This is a genomic window from Streptomyces chisholmiae, assembly GCF_031845445.1.
GTDB classification, from domain to species: Bacteria; Actinomycetota; Actinomycetes; order Streptomycetales; family Streptomycetaceae; genus Streptomyces; species Streptomyces chisholmiae.
Genome location: NZ_JAVREO010000189.1, coordinates 1 through 451 on the forward strand (window position 1 = coordinate 1; position 451 = coordinate 451).

Consider the following 451-nt stretch of genomic DNA (forward strand, 5'->3'; position numbering starts at 1 on the left):
GCCCTGTATGTCACGGCTTTCGACGGCAAGTTGCGGCGGCTCCAACCCCCGGCCGGGGTCGACCTCTCGCCCGTCACATAACCGGGCAGACCCTGCTCGTCGACGGCGGAGCGGGCTCATTCGGCTAGTGGCAATCGCCACCACACCGCAAGTCACCCTTGTTAGGTTCGAAGTTGCCGATGAAAAGCACGAGCCAACAAGGAGGAAGACCAATGACCAATCGTTCAGGAAGTGCGTTCTCCCGACGCACGTTCATTCGCGGCGCGGCCGTCACGGTACCCATCATCGGAGCAGCGGTCGTCGCACCGGTTGCTCTTGCGGCACCTCCGGAATGCGGTGATCCATCGGGGAAGGTCGGCAATTGCGCGGCTCAGCTGCCGCAGGAGTTCACCTCGACGAGTTTCAGCACGACAGCGATCGTGGGCGGCACAAACTACTCAATCCTGTTCAG

1 protein-coding gene is annotated in these 451 nt (G+C 62.1%); it reads left to right on the top strand.

Annotation, left to right across the window (positions count from 1 at the left end; translation table 11 throughout):
* Window positions 1–212: 212 nt before the first annotated feature.
* Window positions 213–451, top strand: a 239-nt coding sequence (locus RM844_RS32745; protein ID WP_311671074.1) for a hypothetical protein, incomplete at its 3' end; no start/stop codon positions are given.